This window comes from Haloarcula rubripromontorii (assembly GCF_001280425.1).
Classification (GTDB): Archaea; Halobacteriota; Halobacteria; order Halobacteriales; family Haloarculaceae; genus Haloarcula; species Haloarcula rubripromontorii.
In genome coordinates this window covers 309,530-328,451 of the sequence record NZ_LIUF01000002.1, presented here as the reverse complement: position 1 = coordinate 328,451, position 18,922 = coordinate 309,530, and the positions used below count along the sequence as shown (strand labels likewise).

At 63.7% G+C, this 18,922-nt stretch carries 19 protein-coding genes and 1 tRNA gene; 10 read left to right on the top strand and 10 right to left on the bottom strand.

Annotation, left to right across the window (positions count from 1 at the left end):
* Window positions 1-493: 493 nt before the first annotated feature.
* Both AMS69_RS06950 and AMS69_RS20410 read right to left on the bottom strand, forming a co-directional pair.
* Window positions 494-1,483 (bottom strand): aldo/keto reductase, encoded by a 990-nt coding sequence (locus tag AMS69_RS06950; RefSeq protein WP_053967848.1) that lies wholly within the window; start codon window positions 1,481-1,483, stop codon window positions 494-496.
* Between the two features lie 122 nt (window positions 1,484-1,605).
* Window positions 1,606-1,752 (bottom strand): hydrogenase maturation nickel metallochaperone HypA, encoded by a 147-nt coding sequence (locus AMS69_RS20410; protein ID WP_162230986.1) that lies wholly within the window; start codon window positions 1,750-1,752, stop codon window positions 1,606-1,608.
* A 259-nt stretch (window positions 1,753-2,011) separates the two neighbouring features.
* Here AMS69_RS20410 and AMS69_RS06945 point away from each other — a divergent pair, with 259 nt between their 5' ends.
* Window positions 2,012-3,193 carry a pyridoxal-phosphate-dependent aminotransferase family protein gene (locus AMS69_RS06945; RefSeq protein ID WP_053967349.1) on the top strand — a complete coding sequence of 394 codons (1,182 nt, stop codon included), beginning with the start codon at window positions 2,012-2,014 and terminating at the stop codon, window positions 3,191-3,193.
* Window positions 3,194-3,458: 265 nt separating this feature from the next.
* On the opposite strand, the gene AMS69_RS06940 is transcribed toward AMS69_RS06945, so the two are convergent.
* A tRNA-Tyr gene (locus AMS69_RS06940) sits at window positions 3,459-3,532 on the bottom strand.
* Window positions 3,533-3,797: 265 nt separating this feature from the next.
* Between AMS69_RS06940 and AMS69_RS06935 the strand changes: the two genes are divergently transcribed.
* The 3 genes from AMS69_RS06935 to ftsZ all read left to right on the top strand — a co-directional run bounded on the left by AMS69_RS06935 (window position 3,798) and on the right by ftsZ (window position 6,075).
* Window positions 3,798-4,421 carry a double zinc ribbon domain-containing protein gene (locus AMS69_RS06935; protein WP_053967348.1) on the top strand — a complete coding sequence of 208 codons (624 nt, stop codon included), beginning with the start codon at window positions 3,798-3,800 and terminating at the stop codon, window positions 4,419-4,421.
* A 236-nt stretch (window positions 4,422-4,657) separates the two neighbouring features.
* Complete coding sequence (locus tag AMS69_RS06930) at window positions 4,658-4,834, top strand: ribbon-helix-helix domain-containing protein (protein WP_004515010.1); 177 nt, start codon at window positions 4,658-4,660, stop codon at window positions 4,832-4,834.
* 2 nt (window positions 4,835-4,836) lie between these two features.
* Entirely contained in the window at window positions 4,837-6,075 is a 1,239-nt protein-coding gene (gene ftsZ / locus AMS69_RS06925) for a cell division protein FtsZ (RefSeq protein WP_053967347.1), read from the top strand.
* An 80-nt stretch (window positions 6,076-6,155) separates the two neighbouring features.
* Here the strand turns inward: ftsZ and ncsA are convergent, their stop codons facing one another.
* From ncsA to AMS69_RS06910, 3 genes are all read right to left on the bottom strand, one after another.
* The gene (gene ncsA, locus AMS69_RS06920; protein WP_053967346.1) at window positions 6,156-7,151 is read right to left on the bottom strand and encodes a tRNA 2-thiolation protein NcsA; all 996 of its coding nucleotides are present in this window, start codon (window positions 7,149-7,151) and stop codon (window positions 6,156-6,158) included.
* Between the two features lie 88 nt (window positions 7,152-7,239).
* Window positions 7,240-7,938, bottom strand: coding sequence for an alpha/beta hydrolase (locus AMS69_RS06915; RefSeq protein ID WP_053967345.1), 699 nt, complete (start codon window positions 7,936-7,938; stop codon window positions 7,240-7,242).
* 87 nt (window positions 7,939-8,025) lie between these two features.
* Entirely contained in the window at window positions 8,026-9,051 is a 1,026-nt protein-coding gene (locus AMS69_RS06910) for a DUF2332 domain-containing protein (protein WP_053967344.1), read from the bottom strand.
* A 168-nt stretch (window positions 9,052-9,219) separates the two neighbouring features.
* On the opposite strand from AMS69_RS06910, the gene AMS69_RS06905 reads away from it, so the two are divergent.
* The 5 genes from AMS69_RS06905 to AMS69_RS06885 all read left to right on the top strand — a co-directional run bounded on the left by AMS69_RS06905 (window position 9,220) and on the right by AMS69_RS06885 (window position 13,684).
* Window positions 9,220-10,698, top strand: coding sequence for a phytoene desaturase family protein (locus AMS69_RS06905; protein WP_053967343.1), 1,479 nt, complete (start codon window positions 9,220-9,222; stop codon window positions 10,696-10,698).
* Between the two features lie 99 nt (window positions 10,699-10,797).
* Window positions 10,798-11,448 (top strand): DUF7095 family protein, encoded by a 651-nt coding sequence (locus tag AMS69_RS06900; protein ID WP_053967342.1) that lies wholly within the window; start codon window positions 10,798-10,800, stop codon window positions 11,446-11,448.
* Window positions 11,449-11,781: 333 nt separating this feature from the next.
* On the top strand, window positions 11,782-12,636 hold the full coding sequence (locus AMS69_RS06895) for a hypothetical protein (RefSeq protein WP_053967341.1): 855 nt from the start codon (window positions 11,782-11,784) through the stop codon (window positions 12,634-12,636).
* A gap of 39 nt (window positions 12,637-12,675) precedes the next feature.
* Window positions 12,676-13,107: a CopD family protein gene (locus AMS69_RS06890; protein ID WP_053967340.1), complete on the top strand. Its 432-nt coding sequence runs from the start codon at window positions 12,676-12,678 to the stop codon at window positions 13,105-13,107.
* Entirely contained in the window at window positions 13,100-13,684 is a 585-nt protein-coding gene (locus AMS69_RS06885) for a hypothetical protein (RefSeq protein ID WP_053967339.1), read from the top strand. Before AMS69_RS06890 ends, AMS69_RS06885 begins: the two co-directional genes overlap by 8 nt.
* Here the strand turns inward: AMS69_RS06885 and AMS69_RS06880 are convergent.
* The 3 genes from AMS69_RS06880 to AMS69_RS06870 form a co-directional block, all read right to left on the bottom strand.
* Window positions 13,662-14,408, bottom strand: coding sequence for a class I SAM-dependent methyltransferase (locus AMS69_RS06880; protein ID WP_053967847.1), 747 nt, complete (start codon window positions 14,406-14,408; stop codon window positions 13,662-13,664). The genes AMS69_RS06885 and AMS69_RS06880 overlap by 23 nt on opposite strands.
* Window positions 14,409-14,497: 89 nt before the next feature.
* A complete protein-coding gene (locus AMS69_RS06875) occupies window positions 14,498-15,331 on the bottom strand; it encodes a deoxyribonuclease IV (RefSeq protein ID WP_053967338.1) in 834 nt (277 codons plus the stop codon).
* A 119-nt stretch (window positions 15,332-15,450) separates the two neighbouring features.
* On the bottom strand, window positions 15,451-15,765 hold the full coding sequence (locus tag AMS69_RS06870) for a hypothetical protein (protein ID WP_053967337.1): 315 nt from the start codon (window positions 15,763-15,765) through the stop codon (window positions 15,451-15,453).
* A gap of 209 nt (window positions 15,766-15,974) precedes the next feature.
* On the opposite strand from AMS69_RS06870, the gene AMS69_RS06865 reads away from it, so the two are divergent.
* On the top strand, window positions 15,975-16,724 hold the full coding sequence (locus AMS69_RS06865) for a helix-turn-helix domain-containing protein (protein ID WP_053967336.1): 750 nt from the start codon (window positions 15,975-15,977) through the stop codon (window positions 16,722-16,724).
* Between the two features lie 38 nt (window positions 16,725-16,762).
* Here AMS69_RS06865 and katG read toward each other — a convergent pair whose 3' ends face one another.
* Window positions 16,763-18,910 carry a catalase/peroxidase HPI gene (katG, locus tag AMS69_RS06860; RefSeq protein ID WP_053967335.1) on the bottom strand — a complete coding sequence of 716 codons (2,148 nt, stop codon included), beginning with the start codon at window positions 18,908-18,910 and terminating at the stop codon, window positions 16,763-16,765.
* Between the last annotated feature and the right edge of the window lie 12 nt (window positions 18,911-18,922).

Below are 18,922 nucleotides of genomic sequence, written 5' to 3'. Positions count from 1 at the left end.
GGCGATGTCTTTCCAGTTGGCGTGAGCGACATTCGGTAGCCGCCTCCTGTCACCCAGTCCGTCGACTGTCACCAGATAAAGAGCTGTATAACAAACAGTGGATAGCACGGAGGAGTAAATGCGAGCACACTTCGTGCTCGTACTCTCCCGACGCCCACCGTTCCATGCTCCCCTGTACGGGACGGTTTCACGCCGGGTTTGGCCACCCGGCATCGGTTCCTAATACGTCCGCCGACTGCCGCGGGTCAGTTGCTACTGCGAGGCGCAGCACACTCGATAGTACGTCAGACTCGTTATCGAATTCTGATACGACGATATCCAGAAACTGTCTGTATTCATATGTATTCCGCCACCAGATTAATCATATTCGTTATCATAATTCAAGTACGGCAGCAACCTCTTCAACAGAATCTTGGGCCAATTTTTGCTGCACTAATCGCACTCTACCACCATGAAAACACATATGCAATCATACAAATCGGCGAAGCAGCGACTACCAGCGATGGTGGACATCGTCGAAGACGTACTCCTCGTAGATGTCACGCACCGCGCCGTGGACCTGATTCGAGAGCGGATCCATCTCGCTGACCGCCGCGTTCGCCCGGACGTGGGCCGACGAGGTAGAGCCGGGGATGACAGTCGACACCGCGTCGTGGTCCAGAATCCAGCGCAGCGCCATCTGGGCCATCGTCATCCGCCCGGGGACGTGTTGGCGAAGTTCCTCGACCGCGTCGAAGCCCGCGTCGACCGGGAGGCCGGCGAAGGTCCCGCCGCGGTCGAAGGCCTCGCCCTCGATATTGAAGTTCCGATGGTCATTCTCGGGGAACTCTGTGTCCCGGGAGAGTTTCCCGGTCAGGAGTCCGGAGGCCAGCGGAACGCGGACGATGACGCCGACGTCGCGGCGCTTGGCCTCCTCGAAGAACAGCTCCGCGGGCCGCTGGCGGAACATGTTGAAGATTATCTGGACCGTCTCGACCGCGGGGTACTCGATGGCTTTCAGCCCTTCCTCGACGCGTTCCACGCTGACGCCGCAGTGATCGACTTTCCCCTCGTCTTTCAGCCGCGCGAGGGCGTCGAACGTCTCCGGCTGGTAGTAGGCGTCGGTCGGCGGGCAGTGCAGTTGCAGCAGTTCGAGCGTGTCGACCCCGAGGTAGTCCCGTGAGCGGTCGACGTGTTCGGAGAGATTGTCGTAGTTGTAGCGCTCGGCAGTGTGCGGGTCGAGGCGGCGGCCAGCCTTCGTCGCGACGGTCACCTCGTCCCGGGCCTCGCGTTCGTCGAGCACGTCGGCGATGCGCTGTTCGCTGAAGCCGTCGCCGTACACGTCAGCGGTGTCGATGAAATCGACGCCAGCGTCGAGCGCGGTCCGGATCGTTTCCCGGCCCTCCGCCGCCGAGACGTCACCCCAGTCACCACCGATGTTCCAGGTGCCCAGTCCGACATCCGTCACGTCGTACCCCGTCGTCCCTAACTGTCGTCGGTTCACGTACGACTGTCCCATCGGCAGTCACTTGGTGGCTGTGATACACGGCGACAACCCGAACAAAAAAGGGCAGTGTAGCCCGATAGCAGGCAGTCCGGTGGACGTGCCAACGTGGACGCCGGGGGCTACGTGAGCCACTTCGTCCGGCGGATGTCGTACGCACCACAGTCCGGACACGAGTGGTACTGAACGTCGAACGACGCCCGGCACACCAGACAGGTGTACCGGCGGCTCGGTTCCTCCCCAGGGGACGCGTTATCGAACAATCCCATCGACGACCACACGCCACCTTAGCAATACGAGAGTAAAAACGGAGTAGATCGTTCACACATTTTATGCCAGTCGCGTCTGGCGGTTGCGATTATGGAGGAGGGTAGTGGCAGCCGGTGACTGGCGGCGCAGATATGATCTCTGTTATACATTTCTACGGCAGGCCAATTAGCCTTCCGGGGGAGTCGTGAGACCGACCCTGTCCCACCCAGAGAGTTGCGACCACGGATTTTAATGCCCAGTCACCAGGTAACGGACGATATGGATGAGGCACCTGCTGTCGGTGAGTTGACACCGCCGGATCGAACACTGATGGGGCCCGGCCCAAGCGACGTCCATCCGCGCGTACTCAAGGCGATGAGTACGCCGCTGGTCGGCCACCTCGACCCCTCGTTCATCGAGATCATGGACGAGGTCCAGGACCTCCTCCGGTACACGTTCCGAACAGACAACAAGTGGACCATTCCGGTCTCCGGCACCGGCTCCGCGGCGATGGAGGCGGCCATCGGCAACGTCGTCGAGCCGGGCGATACGATGCTTGTTCCGACGAACGGCTACTTCGGCGGCCGGATGGCAAGTATGGCCGAGCGTGCGGGCGGCGAGGTCGTCACCGTCGACGCCCCCTGGGGCCAGCCGCTCGACCCGGCGGCGGTCGAAACGGCCTTCGACGAACACAGCCCGGACGTGTTCGGGTTCGTCCACGCTGAGACCAGCACCGGCGTCCTCCAGCCATCCGTGCCCGAACTTACTGATATTGCCCACGCAAACGACGCGCTGGTCGTCGCCGATAGCGTGACCTCGCTGGGCGGCGTCGAATTCCGCGTCGACGAATGGGGCATTGACGTGGCCTACTCCGGCCCGCAGAAGTGCCTCTCCTGTCCGCCGGGCGCGAGCCCGCTCACGCTCAACGACGACGCGATGGACAAGGTCCTCACCCGCGAGGAGGAGCCCCGGTCGTGGTATCTGGACCTCTCGCTGCTGGAAGGGTACTGGGGCGAGGAGCGGGCCTACCACCACACGGCCCCGATTACGAACGTGTACGCGCTGCGTGAGGCGCTGCGACTCGTCGCTGAGGAAGGCATCGAAGAACGCTGGGATCGTCACCTGCGCGTCGCTGGCGCGCTGAAAGCCGGCGTCGAGGGCATGGGACTGGAGATGAACGCCCCCGAGGACTTCTGGCTCCCGAGCCTCAATACCGTCCGCGTGCCCGACGGTGTCGACGATGGCGCAGTCATCCAGCACCTGCTGGACGAGTACGACCTCGAAATCGCCAGCGGCCTCGGCGCGCTCGAAGGCGACATCTGGCGTATCGGCTGCATGGGCCACTCCGCTCGTCGCAAGAACGTCAGCTACCTGCTCGCGGCGCTGGGCAACGCGCTCGACGAGCAGGGCGCGACCGTCGACGTGGACGCCGGGCTGGCGGCGATGAGCGAGCGGTTCTAGTGCTGCATTGACTGCGTTTCGAGGTGTAGTTCGCCGATCGGAGAACATACTCGACGCTTGCATTCGACAGCACAGCAGCTGCACCGAGCCAGTTCACAGCCACTCGACACCGGCTGAAAACCAAGTCCGCCCTCCCCAATTTGAACATAGGAAGACGGTCGGCCTCGCCTTGCTCGGCCGCTGCGACTTCCAGGCTCAAATCGGGCAGTGGGTTACTCGACAGACGCCGCTGGCTCACTTCGTTCGCAGTCGGCATCAGAAGGAGTCCGCCCTCCCCGATTTGAACGGGGGACAAGTCGATCTACAGTCGACTGCTCTACCAGTCTGAGCTAAGGGCGGTCGACACCCGAAAATACCCCGCCGTCTGGACTTAAGGGTTGTTATTCACGGAGGGTTCGCCGAACGGTCACACGACGCGGAGTGACACACTGATGCGTGTCAGACACGTCTGACCCGCTCTCAGAGGTCTGATAGACAGGGCAACAGAGTCTACGAACGGCGTCTCAGCGGAAGGTACGGTATCGCGTCATGCCAGTAGCTGACGGGCGTCAGACAGCGCGGGAAGATTAAAATACCATCCTGTACAATACCTTCACCGAGTCCGATGAGTAAGATAACGTTCCGTGCTGACGATGACCTCATCGACCAACTCGAGGCGTTCGACGCCTCGAAGAGCGAGGTCATGCGCGAGGCGCTTCGAGAGTATCTCGGAGACGCGTCACCGTCAGCGTCGGAACCACCGTCGTCGTCAGAGTCCGTGACTGACGCCGAGACAATCGACGAGCTCATCGAAGAACGCGTCGACAGTATCATCGCCGACCGACTGCAGACGCGACGTCCGCCCTCGCAACCGCAGGATGTCAACGTAAACATCTCGTTAGACGGCGTAAGCGCAGGGGCAGCGAACGCCGAAACCGAACGACTGCGGACCGCCGACCAAAGTGCAAGTCCCGAGGACGAGCGGCCCCACAGTGATGGTCAGGCGTCAGACGCGAATGGGCGTAAGACAGACCCGAAAACGCGGGACAGGACCGACACAGAGGAACGTAAGACATGCGCGCAATGCGGTGAGAATCTGGGCTCTGACCACGTTTACTGCCCGAACTGTGGCGAAAAGGCGTCCCGGCGGGTGTTCTGTGATTGCGGCGATGAACTCCGGTCAGACTGGGGATTCTGCCCGGGCTGTGGGAGACGAACGCCCGCGGCGGACGTGCTCGATCAGACCTAAATCGGCGTTTGCGCCAGACAGAAGGCTTCAAACGTCGTAAACGAGGAAGTGTATGACACTGCCCGTAAGTTTTAATACATCAGGGTCAGTGGTTTATTCTGCGTAAGACGGTCGTCTTACACAGCGGCGAACGCGAGGGGATGCCGCCCTCGTACTGCGGTTTCGCTGTGTAAACGCTCGTGCGGGGCGTAAACAGACCCCGCCCGGGCCGTCTTACCCAAGGGGAACTACCAAACATGGAGCGTGTGACACTACGGATTCCGAAGCAGCAGATTGAAGAGGTCGAACAGATGGTCGAGACGGGCGAGTACCCCAATCGGAGCGAAGCGATTCGCTCGGCGGTTCGGGAGATGCTCGCCGAGGAAGGCTCCGAACAAGCCTCCGAAAAGAAGCGGTCCTGGGCCAAGGTGTAACGATGCAGGATATCGTTAACGAGGCCCTCGAACGCGACGAGCAAGAAAAGAAGCGGATGTCCGACGAGGACGTCGACGGGTTCGGTGACCCGCGCATCGTCATCGTCGGCTGTGGTGGCGCCGGCAACAACACGGTCAACCGCCTGTACAACATCGGCGTCGAGGGCGCTGACACCGTGGCCATCAACACGGACAAACAGCACCTCAAGATGATCGAAGCCGACACGAAGATTCTGGTCGGCAAGTCCCTCACCAACGGCCTCGGGGCCGGCGGTGACCCATCCATGGGCGAGCGCGCCACGGAGATGGCACAGGGGACTATCAAGGAAGTGCTGGGCGACGCTGACCTCGTGTTCGTCACCGCCGGGATGGGTGGCGGAACAGGGACCGGCGCGGCCCCCGTCGTCTCGAAGATAGCCAAAGAGCAGGGCGCAATCGTCGTCGGCATGGTGTCGACGCCGTTCAACGTCGAGCGGGCCCGCACGGTCAAGGCCGAGGAAGGCCTGGAGAAGCTCCGCAACGAAGCGGACTCCATCATCGTGCTGGACAACAACCGCCTGCTCGATTACGTCCCGAACCTGCCCATCGGCAAGGCGTTCTCCGTGATGGACCAGATCATCGCCGAGACCGTCAAGGGCATCTCCGAGACCATCACCCAGCCGAGCCTCATCAACCTCGACTACGCCGACATGACATCCATCATGAACCAAGGCGGCGTCGCGGTGATGCTCGTGGGTGAGACCCAGGACAAGAACAAGACCGAAGAGGTCGTCAAGGACGCGATGAACCATCCGCTGCTCGACGTGGACTACCGCGGCGCGAGCGGCGGCCTGGTCCACATCACCGGCGGTCCGGACCTCACGCTGAAGGAGGCCGAGGGCATCGCACAGAACATCACCGAGCGACTCGAGGCCGACGCCAACGTCATCTGGGGCGCACGGATTCAGGAAGAGTACAAGGGCAAGGTCCGGGTCATGGCCATCATGACCGGCGTCCAGTCCGCTCAGGTACTCGGTCCGACGACCCAGAAGCAGGCCAACAAGTCCCGCGAGGCGATTCAGGAAGTCGGCGACGACACCTCCTTCGACGCGTCCGACAACGTCGAGAACTTCGACAGCCCCGCTCCGAACAGCGGGAGTCAGAACAGCGGCGGTCGCAACGCCGGGTACAGCGAGACTGACGGCGGACAGGATCAGCGCGAGAAGAACAACGGACTTGACGTCATCCGGACGAACAAGTAGCGACGCCCGCGATTCTTCTTTCGGTTTTTCGGTCGTGAGCGACGCTTTTACTCAGCGGTGTCTGACAAACGGGACTTCGGTCAGACTGCTTCCAGCGCATCCAGCAGATTGCACTTCCGGCAGAGGTCCCGCGCCGTCGGAGCGCCGCAGTTGTCACACTCGCCGTAGTCGGTGTCGCTGTTCTCGCCGCCGTAGGTGTCGGCGGCTAACGCGGCGAGCTTCTCGTAGCCAGCCATTATCGAGTGGCGAGTCCCGGGATGGTTCTCTTCCAGTCCGAGCATGAGGTCCTGTATCTCGCCGCGGTAGGCCTCTTCGGCGTGGGGACATTCGGTGATGTGTGCCGGGAGGTCCTTGAAGCGGGCGTACAGCGCGACTTCCTTCTCCGGGATGTCACGGAGCGGCTTGGCCCGTGGGATGTGATGGTCTTGCGCCTCGCGCGTCTGTTCCGTCGGCGCGTCGGCAGACGAGTCAAACGGCCCCAGCGACGCCTCGAAGTGCTTGGCGATCTGTTCCACGTCGCCTTCGAGGAAGTTCATCAGCGCCGTCTCGGCCTCGTCGTCTAAGTTGTGGCCGGTCAGCAGTTTGTCCGCGTCGAGTTCCGCAGCGTACTTCGAGAGAAGGTCGCGGCGGAACACGCCGCAGTAAGCACAGGCAGCCATCCCTTCCGGGTCGTCCTCGACGACATCGTCCATCTGGACGCCGAACTCCTCGGCGTAGGAGACGGTGACGTGTTCGATGCCGAGGTCGTCGGTCAGTTCTTCACAGGCCTCCAGACTCGCGTCGCGGTAGCCTTCGATGCCTTCGTGGATAGAAAGCGCAACCAGTTCGATGCGAGGGTCTTCGGCGAACGTGTCGTGCAGAATCTGCGTGAGGACGACGCTGTCTTTGCCGCCCGAGAGGCCGATGACCCACGTCTCGGGGTCCTCGACAGTGGCGTCGTCGGACACGAGGCCGTCCTCGCGGATGCGACGGCGAACCCGTTTTGTGACCGCTCGGCAGAGATGAGATTCACAGAGGTGCAGCCCGGAATAGGCCGCGTGTAACACCGCGTTCTCGCCGCATTTGTCGCACTCCATCGTGACGAGTAGTCGTGGCCGCAATGGTGAGAGGGTTTCGTCTCGGGTCCGGCAGGGCAGCTTACCGCGGCATCGTCGGAGACAGCGGTCACAGCGCGTCGGGGCCGTGCTGTAGCGCATCGAGAACCGTCTCGACGGTCTGCTCGCGGCCGCTCGAGGAGAACAGTTCGTGGCCGCCGTCGTACAGTCGGATGCGGTCGGCCGGCAGACGCTCCCCGACGGCACGCGGGTCGACAACTGTGTCCGTAAGTGAGCAAAACGCCGCGGCGGTGTTCCGGGTCGGCGGCAGCGACCGCTGGGCCCGAAACACTGTCCGAAGGAACGCCGGCGAAACCGACGACGGGGCATCCGCAAGCTGCTGGGTCGTCGCCAGGTCGCCGATAGCGTCGGCGTCTAGCGTATCAACCGGGATGAATGGTTTCGTAACCGGGAGCGAGGCGATAGCGTCGAGCACCGGCCCCGGAACCGGGAAGTCACTGTCCCACCATGGACTCAGGTATACTCGGTTGCCGATACCATCGGTATCGAGATGGGCCGCTGTCAGCCCGCCCGCACTGTGCCCGAGCAGGTCGAACCCGCCGAGGTCAGAAGCGTACTCTTGGACCGGACCCACCCACTCCCGCCGGTAGTCGGTGATATGTGTCGGCAGTTCGACGGCGTGGACGCGGTACGCCGTGGCAAGCTGGTCGATGAGCCACTGGACGTTCCGGTGTCGACACCGATTCCCCCAGCCGAGAACGAAGAGGCAGTCTCGGGCAGCCCCTTCGTCGTACACGCGAATCTGCATACCCAACGTTCCCGTGGCGGGGACATAAGCCCGGGTAAACACCTGACAGTCACCGATCGCATTGTCGACGTGGAAGCCGTGCGGCGCTCAGGGCCGCCACGACAGCCACGCGCCGTGGGGCTCGTAGTCGACGAGATGCGTGGTCTCGATGCCATCGTCGGTCCGGCGTTTCCAGTCCAGCTCCATTGACTCGCCGCCCGACAGGTCCCGCCGACCGGTGAGCCAGTGCAGCGGGCGCTCGGCCATGTGCGCTTCGAGCACCGTCGTCAGCGCCTCGTTCAGTTCCGCTGGAACCTGATACAGCACGAGCGTGTTGACGACACAAACCGGGACATCGGACGGAATCTCGTCAAGTGCCACCGGCAGGTCATCGAGCATATCGCCCTCGATAACTGCGGGTGGGTCGTCCCGTGCGACCGTCAGCGCACCGTCTAACACGGCGCGCCGCTCCTCGTGTTCGGGCCAGACGAGTGCGCGGAGCCAGTCCCTGTCTGCCTCGTCAGTCACGTCGAGCGGATGGCGGTCGAGACCGACCCGAGAGCGGATAGCGGGCGGCGTCTCCGGAAGCGGCGGGTCGCCGCGTCGGACGCTGCTCTCGATGGTAATCGGCGAGTCGCTGTTACCCACTACGAGACCGTCGTAGTCGTAGCGGTAGCGGTCAAACAGCATGTTCAGGCCGGCGCTTGGCCCGAGTTCCACCAGCGCAAGCGGCCCGTCGGTGGCGCGGGCCACCTGTGCGATAGCCGGGTAGAGGACTGCGCTGCGCCGTACCGCGTTCGTCTGCGTGCGTCGGGTCCGAAGGAGCGGCCGGATGTCGTCGGCATGGTCGAAACAGAACTCGCGGAAGGCTGGAAAGCACTCGTCGTCCGGTTCTCGCGGGTCCGCAACGATACTCTGGTAGTACTGGGCCAGCCGATGGTCGTGCTGCTGGTCGAGCAGGTAGTGGACCGCAGCGAGCAGGAGGTGCGGAGCCTGACGGTCCTCGGGGACCGCTGAGGCAAGGTCAAGAACGGCGGGGTCCTCAGCAGCGTCTCGGCAGAGGGAGGCGTACAGCGGCGAGGTGCCCTCGGCCCACTCTGTCAGGTCCCGGAACTGCGTCTGGACGGTAGACATGTCAGTAGCGACACAGCACTGGTAAATCAGCGTTCGGCTTCTGGAGGAGAACCATTTAGTCCGTCCTACCTGTAGCTGAATCAATGGTTTTGGTCCAACCAAACGAAATCAAACGCGTCAGCCCTCTCACATCGGTCGAAGACGGAACGGTCACGTGGGCTAGCACCTATGGAAACTAAGTCCGCAGATGTGGCCGTCATCGGGGGTGGCGTGGCCGGGATGAGCACGGCCGCACGATTGCAGGCAGACGGCTACTCGACGGTCGTCCTCGAACAGCATCACAGCGTCGGTGGCTGTGCAGGCTACTACGAACGAGCGGGGTTCCGGTTCGATGTCGGCGCGACAACCCTCGTGGATTTCGTCCCAGAGGGTGTCGGTGGCCAGCTGCTGTCGGCTGTCGGCTTCGAGCCGCCATCACTAGAAATACAGGACGCCTACGACGTCTGGCTGCCGGACCGAACGGTAACGCTGTACCGCGACCAGGCCGATTGGGACGCCGAGCGGCGCAGGAAACTCGGCGACGACAGGCGACAGCTGGCGTTCTACGACTTCATCGATGACCTCTCAGCGCGGCTCTGGCGACTCACCAGAACAGACGTCAAAATGCCGATACAGAGCGTCGGTGATCTCGTTCGGAACGCCACTGCAGTCGGCCTTCGGGACCTTCCGCTGGTCAGATATCTCCGCTGGACGATGGCCGACGCGATGCGCGCCCACGGCGTGTCCGACGACCGACCGCTCCGAGCAGTCGTCTCGATGCTCGTCGAGGATACAGTCCATGCCACGGTCGATGACGCGCCGCTGTTGAACGCCGTTCTCGGGATGACGATCCGTCGGACAGGGCTGGGCCGAGCGACCGGTGGGATGTACGGCTTCTGGAGGTCCTTCGTCGACCAGTACACGGACATCGGCGGGCGGGTCGAGACGGGCCGCACTGTCAGGTCGATAACCGGAACCGGCGGGGACTTCCGTATCGACTCAGCGGCTGGTCCGATCCGCGCGGAACAGGTCGTCAGCACTGTCCCAGTTCCCGTTACCAGGAGCCTCGCACCGACGGTCGTCGGCGACAGACTTGATGACTACTGTTCGATGTTACAAGCCCACGAGGGGAGCGCGCTCGTGTTATTTCTCGGTGTCCCGGAAGCCGAGGTCGATAGCCGCGAGCGGACGCACCACCAGATTCTCCAGGCCTACGACGAACCGCTGGGCAACGGGAACAATATGTTCGTCTCCGTCTCCGCGCCAGGTGACGACGTGAGCGCACCGGCAGGACACCGGGCAGTCATGCTGTCCACACATTGTGCAGTCGAGCCGTGGCAAGGCCTTGATAGGGCGGCCTACGAGGAAAAGAAGGCAGCCGCTCGCGAGCAACTACTTGCAGGCGGCCGGACTGTCTATCCCGACCTCGGGACCGACCCAGTCGTCTCCGAGATGGCGACGCCGGTCACCTACGAGCAGTTCACGAACAGACCCCGCGGGGCAGTCGGGGGATACAGGCAGACGCCGGCAAACGCGAATCAGGGAGCCGTTCCACAGAACGTGGGCGTCGAGGGGTTCTACCTCGCCGGGGACACCACATGGCCGGGGCTTGGCACCGTCGCCTGTGTCAAAGGGAGCGAAATCGCTGCCGACCACGTGAGGAGCTGACCACCATGCACGGACGGACCGCCACAGTGGTCTGTGCGACACGCGACGGAGCGGACACGGAGAGTCAGCGTTTAGGCTGCGCAAACAGTAGAGCAAGCAATGAGTTTGGACCGTCCGGAGGCAGTCGAGCGGGTCGAGGAAATCGTCGCCACAGTCGAGGACGAGACGATGCCGGTCCCGGTCCGGGAGGTGTGGGTGTACGGCGACGTAGCGCTCGGACTGGACCCGGTCGAGCGACTGGACGTCTACGTCACCAAAGACATCCTGTTCAAAGACGCGCCGGAGCGCGCCGAAGAGTTCCAGCGCAGTCACGGCGTCGACGGGGTCGGCAAGACCGTTCGCGCCGCGTGGGCTGACGAGCACCCCGAGTACATCCGCGCGAACGCCAACGGCCACGCCGCGCCCGAGAAGTGCCTCGCCGCCCACCTCCTGAACGACGACGAGCCGGTCCATCTGGAAGTGTGTAACGCGTCCTTCGAGGACAACGTCACCCAGCGGCTCAAGGGCGCGAAGATGCGAAACGACTACGAGCAGATTCTGGACCCCCGGGGGGCCTGTCTGTGGCTCGACGGCGAACGGTCGCCCGACGCGTTCCAGAAGCTCCGTGACAACGAGTTCGTCTTCCCGACGCTGACCCAGTCGCTGTCGATGCTCGGGATGGACGAGACGGCGGCCGGCGACGCTGCCGACGCGGTCAAAGAGTACCGGGCACAGCAGGAGGGCGCGACGGTTCGAGGCGACGTGGTGTAGCGCTCACCGTGCCGGCGCTGGACAGGCCGACTTACTGCAGCCAGGGCGCGTCGACCGTCGAGAACCGGTGTCCGCAGGCGGGACATTCGACGAGCCGCGAGCCGCTCTCGCCGTCCGCAACCGCCGTGAACCGGCGGCTCCAGGTCATGTGACGGCACTCCGGACAGCGGTGGACGAGCGGTGGTATCATAGGGAGACGCGAGTCGGCACGTGTCGTCCGTAGCCGCTCACACCGCAAGGGTCTATCGACGGGCGACATCACTGGCCATGACAGCTACAACGCGGTTTTGAGCGAACAGAAGGGATACACCCCTATCACGGGAAGGGAATCGTATGCAACGAACGCGTCGAGCGGCCCTTGGACTGTTCGGTAGCGTTGCGATTGGTGCCCTGAGCGGCTGTCTCGCGCCGGGCGGGAACGGCGGTAGCGACGGCGGCGCGGAAACACGCACACATCCGTCGCCGGGAACTGATCCCGACACCGAAGCGGACGACGGAGGCACAGAGACGCCTACCGACGATAGAGAGCCGGAGACAGCCACCGACGATGGAGAGCCGGAGACGCCCACCGACGAAACGCCGACGGATGCGCTAGACAGGCTTCCGGACGGGCTAGACAGAGTCGAGACGCCGCCATACGAGGTCGAGGCAGTCGAGTGCAATATCGACGACTCCGGTGAGGGCGACCGCGACCCGCTGTATCTCTGTGCGAATATGCCGGCCGAGCCATCGCTGTCGTTCGAACAGGAGTCGACCCGAGGGACGCTGTTTGCCGGCGAGGGGCTGGCGCGCGCCCCGGACGACGACGGTGACCAGCTCTATGCGACACTCCTGACGGAGGCCGAGGACATCGAGCGGTTCGAGAACGACAGCAGTGACGCGTACAGCCTCGCCGCCGACACCGACTTCGGGAGTCACGCCGTCCTCGTCGTCCAGACCGGCTGGGGTTCCGGGTCTATCGTTCCACACCTGAAACGCATCGAGGAGACGGCGGACGGCATCCACGCGTTCGGCTGTTACACGCAGCCCTGCGTGTACACCAGTGATTTCACTGCTCGGTCGACGGTCGTCAGGTTCAAGCTCCCGGACGCCCTCGACAGCGGCGTCGTCAGCCTGACCGTCGACCCGTCGACACGGTACAATTTGACGACGGGCGAGGGCGTGGTGACAATCGACCAGTCGGGATGACCCCGTCATTCTTTGCGACGTGCCGCTGAACCGACAGCTATGGCAGCCCTCCCGATTCGGACCCTCCACGTCCTCGCGATGGCGGCCCTCGTCGGCGGCACGACCGGTCTCTGGTACAGCTATCGGAGCGGCACTATCGCCACGCTCGCGCCCGCGCGGCAGTTCGAGTGGCTGTTCTGGGGCGGCGTTGGCGTGCTCGTAGTCACCGGCGTCGGGAACCTCGGTGCGCTCGGACCGCCGGGTCCCGGAACCGACTGGGGACGGACCTTGCTGGTGAAACTCGCCGTCGTCGTCGTCCTTGTCGGGGGCTCGGTCGTCCGCACGCTACTCCTCGCTCGGATCGGTGACCGCGTGAATACGCTCGACGACCTGCCCCCAGCCCTCCGGCGAACGCTCTCGCAGGCGTACGGCGCGACGGCGGCCGTCCTCCTCGGCATCGTCGTCCTCGCGGAGGTTCTCGCGCATGGCTGAGGACCAGCGTGAGCAGGTGGAGATGGCGAACAGAGCGAGTGAGACTGAGCCAGCGCGCGACGGCAAACAGAGTTTCACGCGACCGGTGTCACTCGTGACGTGGACGCTCGCCACGTTCGACACCACCCTGTTCGTCCTGCTCGGCGTCCTCGCCGTCCACGCGAGCGGCGACCTCGCCGACCTGCTCGCCGGGCTGAACACCCTCGTCGGCGTCGCCGTCTTCTGTTACCTCTGGGCGCTGTTCGTTCTGGCCGTTCGGTGGGTCCACCGCCGGGTGCCGCTCGACTCGGCCGGCGTTCGCACGCTCGTACTCCACGGTACCGCTGCCGGGAGTGTCGCGGGCGTCACGTTCCTGCTGGGACTGCTCGCGGTGGCACTCGTCTCGACGCTACAGAGCGGCGGGGTTCGCCTCCAGTCGGTGCTGCTGGTGCTTCTCATCGGGGTCGGTGTCGCCAGTGTCGTCGGGGGCGTCGTCGGCCTGCTCGCCAGTCTGCTGGACATCGCAGTCTACGGACTGGCGGGCACTCTGCTCCCCGAACTCGGTAGCGAGCGGGTCACGGACCCTCGCCGACAGTAACGAAGAACGGCACCGTCTCGCGGCGCTCGTAGGTCTCGTCTTGCATCTGCTCGATTACGTCCCGTCCCATCGACCGCCAGCGCTCCCGGAGTGCGTCGTACTCGGCGGGCGTCGCCTCGCCGTTGAGAATTGTCTCACGGTCGTGGGCCAGCCCCGTTCCAGTCGCCTTCCGCCGGGCCGCTTGTATCGCCGCGTCGTCGTAGGGCGGCTCAATGCGCTGCTCCTGATTGTATTTCGTTGTCGAGACGACGGACAGCCCCGCGTCGCGGAATACGTCGGCGGCATCGCCGCCGAGGGTAACGTCCGTCCGCACCCCATCGAGAAAGAGCCGGCGGGCGCGGCGGGCCAGCGCCGGCTCCGCGTCGACGGTCGATTCGACAGTGACGGCGGCGTTGTTCGGCTCGATGGCGGCCACCCGGTCGGTGGCGACGCGGGCGAACTCCCGAACCGCGAGTTCGGGGTCGGGGAGGTTAATGAGCAGCGCCTGACAGACCACGAGGTCGAAGCTGTCGGCAGCAAAGGGAAGTCGCGTCGCGTCTCCGCAGACGGCCGGGTCGCCGGCGGCGGCCAGCAGGTCCGTGTCGGCGTCGAGGCCGACGACCGTCCCGTCGGTCTCCTCGCGGAGGACGCGGGTCAGTTCGCCGGTTCCACAGCCCACGTCGAGAACGCGCTCACACTCGTCCAACTGCAGGTCCGAGAGCGCCGCACGGGAGTCAGCCCACATTCCCCTGCGGGTGGTTTCGAGGTAGTCGGCGGAGAACCTGCGCACAGTTCCTCAGAGTCGAGTCGCACTCAAAAGTACCGCGGTCGAAATCAGTCGCCGCGGAGTTCCGTGACGCGCTCGATGTTCCAGGCGAAGCTCTTGCCGTCCTCGGTCGGCGTCTCAAGCACCAGCGGCACGTCGCGGATGGCGTCGTGGTTGACGAACGCGCGCATCCCGTCTTCGCCGATGTGGCCCTCGCCGATGTGGGCGTGTTCGTCCTTGTTCGTCCCGCACTCGTGTTTCGAGTCGTTGAGGTGGACACAGGCGAGGTCCTCGAACCCGACGACCTCGTCGAACGTCGCAAGCGTCTCGTCGACGGCCTCGGGCGTCGAGAGGTCGTAGCCCGCGGCGAACATGTGGGCCGTGTCGAGACAGAACTCGATGTCCTGATCGGTTCGTTCGCGAACCGTCGCCAGATGCTCGAACTGGCCACCGAGTTTCGTCCCGCTACCCGCGTCGGACTCGACCAGCACTGTGACCCCATCGGGGATGTCGAGGTCGTCCAGCACGCTGGCGGCGTTGTCCAGCCCGCCATCGACGCCCGCGCCGGTGTGGGCTCCGAGGTGGACGTTGACGTACTCGATGCCAAGCTTTGCGGCGGCGTCGACCTCCTTCTGCATCGAATCGAGTGACTTCTCGCGGAGATCGTCTTTAGGCGTACAGAGGTTGACGAGGTACGACGAGTGGATGACCCACGGGCCGACGCCGTGGTCGGCTGCGAGGTCGCGGAACTGTTCGGCCTCCTCGTCGTCGATGTTGGGGTCCTGCCAGACCTGCGGCGAGTGTGAGAAGATCTGCCCGCAGTTGCCGCTGTACTCGACCTGTTCCTCGACGGCGTTGTAGACACCGCCGGCGATAGAGGTGTGTGCCCCGACTCGTACCATGCACACCGGTCGGTGACGCCCGACAAAAGAGGTTCCGGAGTGCCACGGTCGGGTATAGCTCGTATCCGGATTTCGTCGGAGCTGGACGACAGGCCGGTGAACAGAGATACCCGACCGCCTCAGACCCACTCGCGGACGGGCGGGATCATGCGGAGGCTCGATAGCGCGAGGTATGCACCGAACAGGACGAGTACCACGCCGATAGCCGCTGGAAGCGGCGTTGCTGACATTAGTAACGCTGCGCCCCAGGAGACCAGTACGATGCCGATACCGACAAACATGAGCGTGCCGAGCGCGCCAAGTACTGCGTCCTCGGTAGCCACCCGAACAATCGCGTACAGTTCTTCCTCGGAAAGGTCTTCGACACTGCCGTCGGTTGCCTGAGGGCCGGTGGAGGTGTCGACGGGGTTATCATCAGGGGAGGACGGGACCATGCCACCGCTTGGCCGGGCTGCCACAAAACGGTGACGTGAGTCTGTTATCATGGCTGTCGAAAGTCCGCTCTCGCAGTCCCGTCCCTGCGAACGTGAGGGCAAGGGTGAACCGACAGAGTGTTTTATCAATAGTCAACCAAATAAACAGACCTGTGCTTGACGGACCAGTAACAGACTTATAACGACTCTCTAAAGTTAGTAATAGCCAAATGACTGAATCACAGGCCGCAGTCGATGAAACACGCGAGTTCGAATTCGTCCTGCAGTTCGACGCAGGAGCCGATAGCCTGATGGACGTGTTTCGACAGTACGAAAGTCTCTCTGTATGGTCCTCGGCCATCTTCGTCGGTGACGACCATATGTGGCGACTCGACCACGCGAAGGGGACACCCGAAGCGCTGCATGCGTTCGACGAGGTCTTCCTGGACGAAGACCGCTGTAACGAGTGTTTCGACGTCGTGAGCTGTGAGACAGCGCGGACGTACCACGTGCTGGACCGCGGGGAGACATCGCGAACAGTGTACACGCTCCGTCGTGAGATCAGCGGCTGTCAGTCGCTGCCGAGTTTCCTGCACCGGCACGTCAGTGAGGGGACTATCTTCGAATCTCGACGGACGGGCAACGAGTACCGCTGGCGCGTCCTCTATCCGGGGTCAAACCCCATCGGCAAGGTGTACGACAGAATCGAATCGAACCTCCGCGATGGCGTCACACTCTCAGTGTCCCATATCACCAGTGCCGGAAACTGGAAGGCCACCGAACGCGTCGCGACGAACTTCTCGCCCCAGCAGTGGCGGGTACTCAAAGCCGCCGTGACCCACGGCTACTACGAGCGACCGCGGGAGGTCTCGGTCAAAGACCTCGCATCGATATTAGACGAGCCTCGGTCGACCGTGCAGTATCAGCTCCGGACTGCCGAGGACCGCATCGTCTCTCAGTTTATCGAGGAAACGCTCTGACCGCGGAGCGAGTGAGTGAAACGACGCCTCGCAGGAATCTAGTCGAGGTCGAAGCGGTCGAGACACATCACCTTGTGCCACGCGTCGACGAACTCGTCGACGAGGTCGGCCTCGGCGTCGTCAGCGCCGTAGACCTCCGCAATGGCGCGCAGTCGGGCATGAGACCCGAATATCAGGTCGACGCGGGACGCCTCCCACCGCTGTTCACCCGTCTCTCGGTCGTACCCCTCGAAGACGTCTTTCGACTCCGAGACGGGCTCCCACTCCGTATCCATACTGAGAACGACCTCGAAGAAGTCGTTTGTCAACGTTCCCGGTTCGTCGGTGAACACGCCCAGATCGGAGCCCTGATACGTCGCACCCAGCGAGCGGAGCCCGCCGACCAGCACGGTCATTTCCTCGGGAGTCAGGTCTAGGAGGTCCGCTCTATCCACGAGTAGCGCTTCGGCCGGCACGTCGACGTCGTCACGGACGTAGTTCCGGAAGCCGTCGGCTCTCGGCTTGAGTGCCTCGAAAGAGTCGACGTCGGTCTGTTCTGGCGTCGCGTCTGTCCGGCCCGGTTCAAACGGGACCGTCACGTCGTAGCCGGCGTCGGCCGCAGCCTGCTCGACGGCCGCATTGCCGCCCAGCACAATCAGGTCAGCGAGCGAGACTCGCGTGTCGTCGGTTCGGCCGCTGTTGAATTCCGCCTGAATGTCTCCGAGCGTGGCAAGGACTGTTTCGAGCTGTGCCGGTTCGTTGACTTCCCAGTTCTTCTGTGGGTCAAGCCGAATGCGTGCCCCGTTGGCCCCGCCGCGCTTGTCGCTGTCGCGGTAGGTCGATGCCGATGCCCAGGCGGTCTTGACGAGCTGTGAGACGGAGCGGTCAGAGTCGAGGATTTCCGCTTTGAGGTCGGCGACCGCCTCGTCCCCGATCAGGTCGTGGTCGACATCGGGGACGGGGTCCTGCCAGATCATCTCTTCGTCGGGGGCGGCCGGACCGAGGAAGCGCTCGGGCGGCCCCATATCGCGGTGAATCAGTTTGTACCACGCCCGAGCGAAGTTGATACCGAACTCCATGGGATTGTCCCGGAACCGCTCCATTGTCTCCCGGTAATCGGGGTCCCGCTTGAGCGCGATGTCCGTCGTGAGCATCATCGGCGTCCGCTTTTCGCCCGGGTCGTGGGCGTCCGGAACGGTGTTTTCGAGTTCCTTGTCCGTGGGCGTCCACTGCCAGGCCCCGCCGGGCCCCTTCTCGGGTTCCCACTCGTAATCAAGGAGGTTGTCGACGTAGCCGTTGTCCCACTCGGTCGGCGCCTGCGTCCAGGGGCCTTCGATACCACTGGTGATCGTATCGCCGGCCTTCCCTGAGCCGTGGTCGTTCTCCCAGCCCAGCCCCATCTGTTCGATGGGGGCGTCCTCGGGAACGTCGCCGAGGTTCTCCTCGGGGTCGTCGGCACCGTGGACTTTGCCGAACGTGTGGCCGCCGGCGATGAGTGCGGCCGTTTCCTCGTCGTTCATCGCCATCCGACCGAACGATTCGCGGATGTGTTCCGCGGACGCGAGCGGGTCCGGGTTGCCGTTTGGTCCCTCCGGGTCCACGTAAATCAGCCCCATAACCGCAGCGCCGAGGGGCTCTTTGAGTGCCCCGTCCTCGTTGCGGCGCTCGGACTGGTGGGCCTCCATCTCGTCTTCGGGGCCCCAGTCGACCGCCTCGTCGGGTTCGAAGGCGTCCTCGCGCCCGCCGGCCCAGCCGAACGTCTTGAGCCCCATCGATTCGATAGCGTGGTTTCCGGCCAGCACAATCAGGTCCGCCCACGAGAGCTTTCGCCCGTACTTCTTTTTGATGGGCCAGAGCAACCGGCGTGCCTTATCGAGGTTCGCGTTGTCGGGCCAGCTGTTAAGGGGTGCAAAGCGCTGGCGGCCACCGGACGCGCCACCGCGGCCATCGGTGGTGCGGTAGGTTCCGGCGCTGTGCCAGGCCATCCGGATGAACAGCGGCCCGTAGTGGCCGTAGTCAGCCGGCCACCAGTCCTGTGATGACGTCATCAGCTCTTCGAGGTCCGCTTTCACCGCGTCGAGATCGAGCTCCTGAAATTCTTCAGCGTAGTCGAACCCGTTCCCCCGCGGGTCGGCGTCACGCGCGTTCTGATCGAGAAGATCCAGATTCAACTGGTTCGGCGACCAATCTTGTTCTCGGTTAGCCATCAACGCACACTT